Source organism: Halomonas alkalisoli, assembly GCF_021412585.1.
GTDB lineage: Bacteria > Pseudomonadota > Gammaproteobacteria > Pseudomonadales > Halomonadaceae > Halomonas > Halomonas alkalisoli.
The window spans coordinates 1-8021 of the sequence record NZ_JAKCMI010000033.1; the positions used below are offsets into that span (position 1 = coordinate 1).

Genomic DNA, 8021 nt, shown 5'->3' on the forward strand with positions numbered 1-8021 from the left:
CGGCGCGCACCACGCTGGCGAACAGGCGCAGCTGGCCGCAGGTGCGGCCGCGCTCGCCTTCCAGGCGCGCCCGGGGCAGGCCGGTCTCGGCCATGCCACGCTCGATGAGGCCGTCACCGATGGCCTCGATCTCGGCGGCGATGGTTTCCAGAAACGTGGCGCGCTGCTCGAGGGTGGTCTCACGGTAGGCGCCGAAGGCCGCCTCGGCCAGTTCACAGGCGCGCTCGACCTCGGCCTTGCCGCCGCCGCCGTAGGTGGGCTCAAGCGTTTCGCCGGTGGCGGGATTGACGGCATGGATGGGCGTGGAACTGCCGCTGACGGCCTCCTGGCCGACCAGCATCTTGCCTTGCAGGGTCATAAATAAACTCCTTGTGTCATGCAGCCCCTAGAGCGATTTCACATCGATAGGAGGCGTCTCCGTCTCGAAGCGTAGTGGATTACGGAGGGCCCGGCCGAATGTGGGCAGGCTGATCTCGAAACGGTCGCCGTCCCGGGTCTGAATGCCATCGGCGAAGCTCAGGGTGGCGGTGCCGAAGAAATGCACGTGGACATCGCCGGAGCGGCGAAAGCCCGAATACTTGAAGTGGTGATGCTCCAGGTTGGCCAGGCTATGGGCCATGTTGGCCTCGCCGGTGAGGAAGGGCTTCTCCCATACGGTCTCGCCGCCTCGCACGATGCGGCTGACGCCCTCCAGGTGGTCGGGCAGTTCGCCCACCAGCAGCTCGGGGCCGAAGCTGCAGGCGCGCAGCTTGGAGTGGGCCAGCCACAGGTAGTTGAAGCGCTCGGTGACGTGGTCGGAAAACTCGTTGCCGATAGCGTAGCCGACCCGCCACGGGCGGCCGTCGTCGCCGATCACATAGAGCCCGGCCAGCTCCGGCTCCTCGCCGGCATCCTCGGCAAAGGGGGGTACCGGAATCTCCGCTTCGGGGGGGACCACGCAGGCGCCGTCACCCTTGTAGAACCACTCCGGCTGGGCGCCGGTCTCACCGGGGGCGGGCTTGCCGCCATCTACGCCAAGCTTGAACATGCGCATGGAGTCGGTCAGTTCCGTTTCGGAGACCTGTGTCTTGGCGTGCATGGCCGAGCGCGTATCGGCACTGCCCAGGTGAGTGAGGCCGGTGCCGGTGACCAGGCAGTGGGCCGGATCGGGGTGGGTCAGCGGCGGCAGCAGGCGTTTCTCGTCGATCAGTTGCTGGTAGTCGACCAGGTCGTCGTCAAGCCGAACGTCGATCACCGCCTGAAGAGACTGCCCGCTGGCGATGGCCAAGCGCGCCAGGGCGTAGGTGCCTCCATCAAGACGAATCGGCCTGACGGCCTCATCGCTCTCCACCAGGGCAGCGCGTGGCTGTCCCTCCTCGAGATACTGGATCAGTCGCATGTTCAGCCTCACTCAATGATATGGAACTGGTCGAAGTACTTTTCGTTGAGCGTCAGGCCCAGACCCGGCTTGTCGTCATCGAGATCGAGGAAACCGTTGACCGGCTCGGGGTCGCCCTCGAACAGGTAATAGAACAGCTCGTTGCCTATCTCCACGTCGTGGACCGGGAAGAATTCGGACATCGGTGAGGCCAGCGTCGACATGGTCAGATGATAGTTGTGCATCTGGCCGGCATGCGGGATGACCGGCACGCTGAACGACTCGGCAATGGCATTGATCTTGTGCGCGGCGGTGATGCCGCCGACACGGTTGGTGTCGTACTGGATCACTGATACCGCACGTTTCTCCAGCAACTGGCGGAAGCCGTAGGAGGTGAATTCATGCTCGCCCCCGGAGATCGGGATGCTGGTGAGCCGGTTGAGCTCGGCGTAGCCATCGATGTCGTCGGCAAGCACCGGCTCCTCTAGCCAGCGTGGCTGGAAGCGCTCGAGCTTGGGCAGCATGCGCTTGGTGTACTCCAGGTTCCAGCCCATGTAGCACTCGAGCATCAGGTCGATGTCCTCGCCGATTACCTCACGCACCGCAGCCACGCTGTTGAGGTTCTCGCGCATGCCAACGGGGCCATCCTTGGGGCCATAGCCGAAGCGCATCTTCATCGCAGTGAAGCCCTGGTCGAGATAGGACTGGGCCTCTTCCTGCATGCTTTTGAGGTCAGTACGGTAGAGCTTGGAGGCATAGCAAGGGATCTTCTCCTTGGTACGGCCGCCGAGCAGCTTGAAGACCGGCTTGCCGACGGCCTTGCCCATGAGGTCCCAGATGGCAATGTCGACGCCGGAGATCGCCGCCATGCCGATACCCTTGCGTCCCCAGGCATGGGTCGAGCGGTACATGCGCTGCCACAGGTACTCGTAATCGAAGGGGTCCTGCCCGATCACCAGCGGTGCCAGGTACTGATCGATGATCGCCTTGGCGATACGCGGTGCCAGAGCAACGTTACCGAGGCCGACGATGCCGCTGTCGGTTTCGATCTCCACCGTGGTCCAGCCGTGGAAACGGAAGGTACCCATGGAGTCGCCACGATCCCAAAGCTCATCCATGGCGTTGGAGCAGAAGTGCGGCTGGGCCGGCACGGTATGACCCTTCCATTCGAAGACACGGGTACGGACGCGAGTAATTTTCATTGTGACTTTCCTATCTAGAGAGATGGCGCTCACGCGTGGGCGGCAAGGCGTTGCTGGCGAAGGTTCTTGCCCATGCGGCTGGCAATGACGAAGGCGTTGCGGATCGGGCCGACATTGGCCTTGCCCTGTCCGGCGATATCGAACGCGGTGCCATGGGCGGGTGTGGTGATAGGGATGGGCAAGCCACCCTGGACGGTTACCCCCTCCATGAACCCCAGCAGCTTGATGGCGATCTGGCCCTGATCGTGGTACATGGTGACCACCGCATCGAACGCACCGTCGCGAGCCTTGATGAACAGCGTATCGGCGGGAAACGGGCCGCTGACCGGATAGCCCTGGGAGCGGCAAGCCTCGACGGCGGGAGCGATTACATCGATCTCCTCACGTCCGCAGGTGCCTCCCTCGCCACCGTGGGGGTTGAAGGCCGCCACAGCAACTCGCGGCGCGGCATTGCCGGCCAGCTGCAGCGAGTCGTAGATCAACCGGCTGGCAGCGACGATACGCTCTTCGGTGATATAGTCGGCGGCATCCTTGAGCGGGATATGCGACGAGATGCGGGCGGTCCAGAGGTTGCCCAAGGTGTTGAATTCGCAAAAATACTCGTTGACACCGAGATGATCGGCAAAGAAGTGCAGCTCGTCTTCGTACTTCAGGCCTCCCTTCTTCATCGAGAACTTGTTGAGCGGTGCGAAGCAGATGGCATCCACCTCGCCAGTCAGCGCAGCGTCCATGCAGCGGGTCAACAGCGCCAGCACCGAGGCGCCGCCGGCGGCGGTCTCCTCCGCGTAGTCGACCTCTCCCTCGGAGATCGTGTCCATCGCCAGGAATACCGGGCCGGGATGCCGACGCGCCTCGGTGAACTCGCTCACCTCGGGCAGCGAATGGCTGATGCCAGCCACTCGCTGTCCCTCCTGCCACAGCCAGCGGTCGCCGAGGAGAACGGTATGGACATCGTCGAAAAGTCCGGCTTCGTTGAATAATTTGGCCACCAGTTCCGGGCCTATGCCGGCGGGGTCACCAAGAATAACGGCAATGACGGGGCGTGAATCGCTCATGAGAAGGTCTCCAGCTCAGTAGAAGAGATCGACGAGATATAAGGGGATGGCCGGGATATAAGTCACCAGCATCAGCACGATGAACAGCACCCCGATCATCGGCATATTGACGCGGGTAGTGTTCCACATGTCTGTTTTGGCGATGGAGCAGGAGGTGGCGAGGACCGAGGCGACCGGGGGAGTCTGCTGGCCGATGGCCAGGTTCAGCGTGAGGATCAGGCCAAAATGGATTGGATCGATACCTATCTGATTCACCAGGGGCATCACGATGGGCACTACTAGAATGATTGCCGCGGCACCGTGCAGGAACATGCCAAGCAGTAGCAGCAGGATATTAAGCAGCGCGAGTACTGCGATGGGGTTCTCGGTCAGGGCGGTGATCTGTCGCGCGAGCTGCTGTGGCAGTTGCATCTCCGTGAGGAACAGACCTAGCACGGCCGAGGTGGCCACCAGCAGCATCACCACAGCGGTCTGGATGACGCCCTCGTTGACCGCGCGGTAGAGGAGCTTGAGGTTGAACTCACGGTAGATCAGCCCGCCGATCACGAGGGCGGCGAACACAGCGATGCCTGCGCCCTCAGTGGCAGTAACAAAGCCGCCGAAGATGCCACCGAGGATGATCACCGGCAGCAGCAATGCCCAGGCAGCTTCCTTAAAGGCCTTGCCGAGCCGACCCAATGAGAAGGCCTCTTCCCTCGGCAGGTCGTACTTCACCGCGTAGTAGTAGCAGAAGCAAGCCAGGCCGAAGCCACCCAGAATGCCGGGGATAATACCCGCTACAAATAGTTGAACGATGGAGACCTCGGCGATGGCACCATACAAAATCATCGACAGCGAGGGCGGGATGATCACCGCCAGCGACGCCGAAGACGAAGTAATGGCGGCAGAGAACTCCGGGTTATACTTCTTGCGCTTCATCTCCGGAATCAACACCGAGCCAGTGGCGGCCACGTCGGCAACAGCAGAGCCGGATATCTCGGCAAAGAACATCGATACCCCGACGTTGACCATGGCTAGGCCACCACGCACGAAGCCGACAAGGGCAGTTACCAGGTTGATCAGCCGGGTGGAGATGCCAGAGGTGTTCATCAGCGCACCAGCAAAGATGAACAACGGAATGGCGATCAGCGGGAAGTTGGTAGCTCCGTTGAACAGGGTCAGGGGCACGTTCATCAGGAACTGTGGGCCCATGTTCAAATAGACACCCGCCACCCCGACCACGCCAATGGCAACGGCGATGGGTACATTGATCAGAACCAGGGCGAACAGGGCGGCAATGACGATCAGCAGAATCATGCGCGATGCTCCTTGAGATCTTCTTCGGCCTGGCGAATAGCCTCTTCGATCGCCTCGTGCTCGCTGTCCACGCCGGCACGCATCTTCTTCCAGGCCCCCGGCAGACTAAGCAGTTCACAGACGATGAACAGGGCAGCACCAATCGGAATCGCTGACTGGGTGACGGTCAGGCTTACTGATGGGATCGAGACCAAGCGGTCCCAAGCAAGGATGTCGAGAACGAGATAACCGTAGTAGGCAATAACCAGAAAAAAGCCAATGACGATCAGCTCAGAAACGATGAATAACAAGCTGCGCAGGGCCGATGGCGCACTCGCAACAATGCCCGGAAAGCCCATATGCGCCCGCTTCAGTGCGGCCAGACAGGCGCCATAAAAGGTCAACCAGGCCAGCCCGATTGAAGCGACCTCGTCGTACCAGATGAGCGAGCTGCCGAAGGCACGAAAGGCCACGGCGGCCAGCACGATTGTGGTCAGGGACAGCAGCAGGAAGACGGTGAAGACTTCCAATAGCTTCTCGACGAAAAAACGAGTGCGGTCGATGTTGGAGACCATGGCGTGCGACTCTCTTAGAAAGGGTAAAGGGCGCCCGTAAGACGCCCGATCGTTATGGGATCAGTCGTCAGCTAGTGCCATGGCACGATCGATCAACTCCTGGCCATTTGGCACGCGCTCGGCGAAGACCTCATAGACGGGGTTACTGGCGGCAACGAAGGCATCACGGTCCACTTCGTTCACTTGCACCCCCGCCGTGCGCATCGTCTCGAGCAGCTCCTGATCGAGTTCTGCCCCACGATTGAGAGCCCACTCCTGGGTTTCGGCAGCAGCCTCGGCGATGGCCTCCTGAACCTCCTCGGAGAACTGGTTCCAGCCACCCTGTCCAGCGGTTAGCCAGATCGGGGTGTAGACATGGCTGGAGAGCGACAGGTACTCCTGAACCTCATGCAGTCGGGCACCGTAGATATTGCTGAGGGGATTTTCCTGACCGTCGACAACGCCAGTCTGCAAGCCGACGAAAACCTCTGAGAAGGCCATCGGCGTGGGGTTGGCACCCCATGTGGAAAACATGCGAGTACGCCAATCACTCTGAGGCGTGCGGATGCGCAGACCGCTCAGGTCCTCGGGTGTGTTCACTGCACGGCGACTATTGGTGATGTGCCGGAAACCGTTCTCCCAAGTGGAGAGGATCTTAAGCCCGTTATCCTCAGCGCTCTTCGACAGATCGGTCATAACGATCTCTTGGTCGATCCGCTTAAGGTGGTCGCGGTCCTTAACCAGGTAGGGCAGGTCGAAGAGGGCAAAGTCAGAAGAGACCGAGGACATGATCGAGGAGATGGCGGCGAGATCGACGGTCCCCATGCGCAGCCGCTGAATCAGCTGGCGCTCATCTCCGAGCTGACCACTCACATAGAGTTCAACCTGGATGTCGTCACCCAGGCGTTCCTGCAGGCGACGGGTGAACTCCTCGGCGGTTTGGCCCTGCAGGCTCTGGGGAGAGCCGCCAATGCCGAAGACGATCTTGTCCTGAGCATGCGCGTGAGAGGCTGCGATAGCGAAGGAGAGTGCTGACAGTCCGATAATTTTCATGAACATGGCATGAACCCCTAATTGTTGTCGGAGGAGGAAGTTACAACTGGTCTGCTGGTTGGCTTTCCATACCAGTTGTGGTGTAATCTAGATAGCACGCCATCGCATTGTCAAGCCAATTTTCGCTTCCATTGGCTATTCAAGCACGCGATTGAGGCAATTCGTTGCCAATCACGTGCATTGTGGTCTAGCATCAATACCAGTTAATGGAGGAACACCCATGGAGAACCTGGCTTTCGCTTTCGAGAAGACTCTTCAGAACAAGACCAAGAAGGACATCCTGGCCGGAAAGCTGATCGAAATGATCCTCACAGGCTTGCTGCGTGATGGAGATGTGCTGCCGAGCGAGCGGGAGCTGGCTCATCTGTTTGGGGTTAGTCGAGAGACGGTTCGAGGTGCCCTCTCCCAGCTAACCGGTTATGGCTTGATCAGCGTCTCCCATGGCGCCAAGACTCGTATCCGCGCCAGCGACACCTCCTTGGACCGCTTTCGTGCCGCTCACCCCGATGAGGCGGTGCAGGAGGTAAATCGTTTCGACATCGATAGCGTCTTCGAAAGCCGCATAGTGGTTGAGGCCGCCATCGCTCGACGTGCAGCCATGAAGATCGATGTAGAGGGAGTCGCCAAGCTGGAACGGCTGCTAGAGGCCCAAAGCAAGCTATTCGATTCACCGGTGCATTTCCAGCTTTCTGATCAGGCATTCCACAAGCTGATTTCAGTGTACGCCGGTAACGAACTTTTGCTGCGCTATGCTGAGGAGCTGTACGCCTATGGCTTGAACATTCGACGCCAGGTCATGGTAGAGGAAGGCTCAATTGAGCGCAGCTATAATGAGCATAGCCATATTGTCGAAGCTCTAAAGCGTGGCGACCCCGATGCAGCCGAACGCGCCATGCTGGCCCATCTGGATAGCGTCTATCGCACGACCAAAAGCAAACTGAATACCACCGCTGCACAAGTCTGAGTTACGACAAAATAGGCAGCCCGGAGGCTGCCTTAATGTAACGCATTCCTGCGGTAGCACGGCCTAAGACTCGCGCTTGCCATCCACCAGCCGCGACACGCCCCAGGGGTTGCCGTCCTTGAGCGGTGCCGGCAGCAGGCCTTCCGGCAGCGCCTGGTAGCACACCGGGCGCAGGAAGCGGAAGATCGCCGCGCTGCCCACCGAGGTGGTGCGGGAATCCGACGTCGCCGGGTAGGGCCCGCCGTGAACCATGGCGTGGCACACCTCCACGCCCGTCGGCCAGCCGTTGGCCAGGATCCGTCCCGCCTTGCGCTCGAGGATCGGCAGCAGGCCCTTCGCCACGGCGAGATCGCCGTCGTCCATCTGCAGGGTGGCGGTGAGCTGGCCTTCGAGCTGGGCCGCCACGCGCTGCATCTCCTGCTCGTCCCGGCACGCGATCACCAGCGAGGTGGCGCCGAACACCTCCTCCTGCAGCTCGGGATCAACGAGGAAGTCCTCGGCGGCGGTGACGTAAAGCCCCGCCTGGCAGGGGTGGGCCGACTCGCCGGCCTGGCCGCGGGC

At 60.8% G+C, this 8021-nt stretch carries 8 protein-coding genes and 1 pseudogene; 1 reads left to right on the forward strand and 8 read right to left on the reverse strand.

Annotated features, from left to right (window positions below):
* The 7 genes from LY622_RS15845 to LY622_RS15875 form a co-directional block, all read right to left on the reverse strand.
* On the reverse strand, window positions 1-358 hold a 358-nt coding region (locus LY622_RS15845), incomplete at its 3' end, for an aldehyde dehydrogenase family protein (protein ID WP_234291786.1).
* Window positions 359-385: 27 nt separating this feature from the next.
* Window positions 386-1378, reverse strand: a complete 993-nt coding sequence (gene araD1 / locus LY622_RS15850; RefSeq protein ID WP_234291787.1) for an AraD1 family protein — start codon at window positions 1376-1378, stop codon at window positions 386-388.
* Between the two features lie 8 nt (window positions 1379-1386).
* Entirely contained in the window at window positions 1387-2559 is a 1173-nt protein-coding gene (locus LY622_RS15855; protein ID WP_234291788.1) for an L-rhamnonate dehydratase, read from the reverse strand.
* A 29-nt stretch (window positions 2560-2588) separates the two neighbouring features.
* Entirely contained in the window at window positions 2589-3614 is a 1026-nt protein-coding gene (locus tag LY622_RS15860; RefSeq protein WP_234291789.1) for a 4-hydroxythreonine-4-phosphate dehydrogenase PdxA, read from the reverse strand.
* A gap of 15 nt (window positions 3615-3629) precedes the next feature.
* Entirely contained in the window at window positions 3630-4910 is a 1281-nt protein-coding gene (locus LY622_RS15865; RefSeq protein WP_234291790.1) for a TRAP transporter large permease, read from the reverse strand.
* Complete coding sequence (locus LY622_RS15870; RefSeq protein ID WP_234291791.1) at window positions 4907-5464, reverse strand: TRAP transporter small permease; 558 nt, start codon at window positions 5462-5464, stop codon at window positions 4907-4909. The genes LY622_RS15865 and LY622_RS15870 overlap by 4 nt, the downstream gene beginning before the upstream one ends.
* A 60-nt stretch (window positions 5465-5524) precedes the next feature.
* Entirely contained in the window at window positions 5525-6502 is a 978-nt protein-coding gene (locus tag LY622_RS15875; RefSeq protein WP_234291792.1) for a TRAP transporter substrate-binding protein, read from the reverse strand.
* A 214-nt stretch (window positions 6503-6716) separates the two neighbouring features.
* On the opposite strand from LY622_RS15875, the gene LY622_RS15880 reads away from it, so the two are divergent.
* Complete coding sequence (locus LY622_RS15880) at window positions 6717-7460, forward strand: FadR/GntR family transcriptional regulator (protein WP_234291793.1); 744 nt, start codon at window positions 6717-6719, stop codon at window positions 7458-7460.
* Window positions 7461-7523: 63 nt separating this feature from the next.
* On the opposite strand, the pseudogene LY622_RS15885 reads toward LY622_RS15880, so the two are convergent.
* A pseudogene (locus tag LY622_RS15885) lies at window positions 7524-8021 on the reverse strand (aldehyde dehydrogenase (NADP(+))); the annotation flags it as partial.

What these genes read in the sequence shown, in the direction of transcription:
- LY622_RS15855 (WP_234291788.1), bottom strand. Translation starts at nt 2,559, where the DNA reads ATGAAAATTACTCGCGTCCGTACCCGTGTCTTCGAATGGAAGGGTCAT.
- LY622_RS15865 (WP_234291790.1), bottom strand. Translation starts at nt 4,910, where the DNA reads ATGATTCTGCTGATCGTCATTGCCGCCCTGTTCGCCCTGGTTCTGATC.
- LY622_RS15860 (WP_234291789.1), bottom strand. Translation starts at nt 3,614, where the DNA reads ATGAGCGATTCACGCCCCGTCATTGCCGTTATTCTTGGTGACCCCGCC.
- araD1 (WP_234291787.1), bottom strand. Translation starts at nt 1,378, where the DNA reads ATGCGACTGATCCAGTATCTCGAGGAGGGACAGCCACGCGCTGCCCTG.
- LY622_RS15870 (WP_234291791.1), bottom strand. Translation starts at nt 5,464, where the DNA reads ATGGTCTCCAACATCGACCGCACTCGTTTTTTCGTCGAGAAGCTATTG.
- LY622_RS15875 (WP_234291792.1), bottom strand. Translation starts at nt 6,502, where the DNA reads ATGTTCATGAAAATTATCGGACTGTCAGCACTCTCCTTCGCTATCGCA.
- LY622_RS15880 (WP_234291793.1), top strand. Translation starts at nt 6,717, where the DNA reads ATGGAGAACCTGGCTTTCGCTTTCGAGAAGACTCTTCAGAACAAGACC.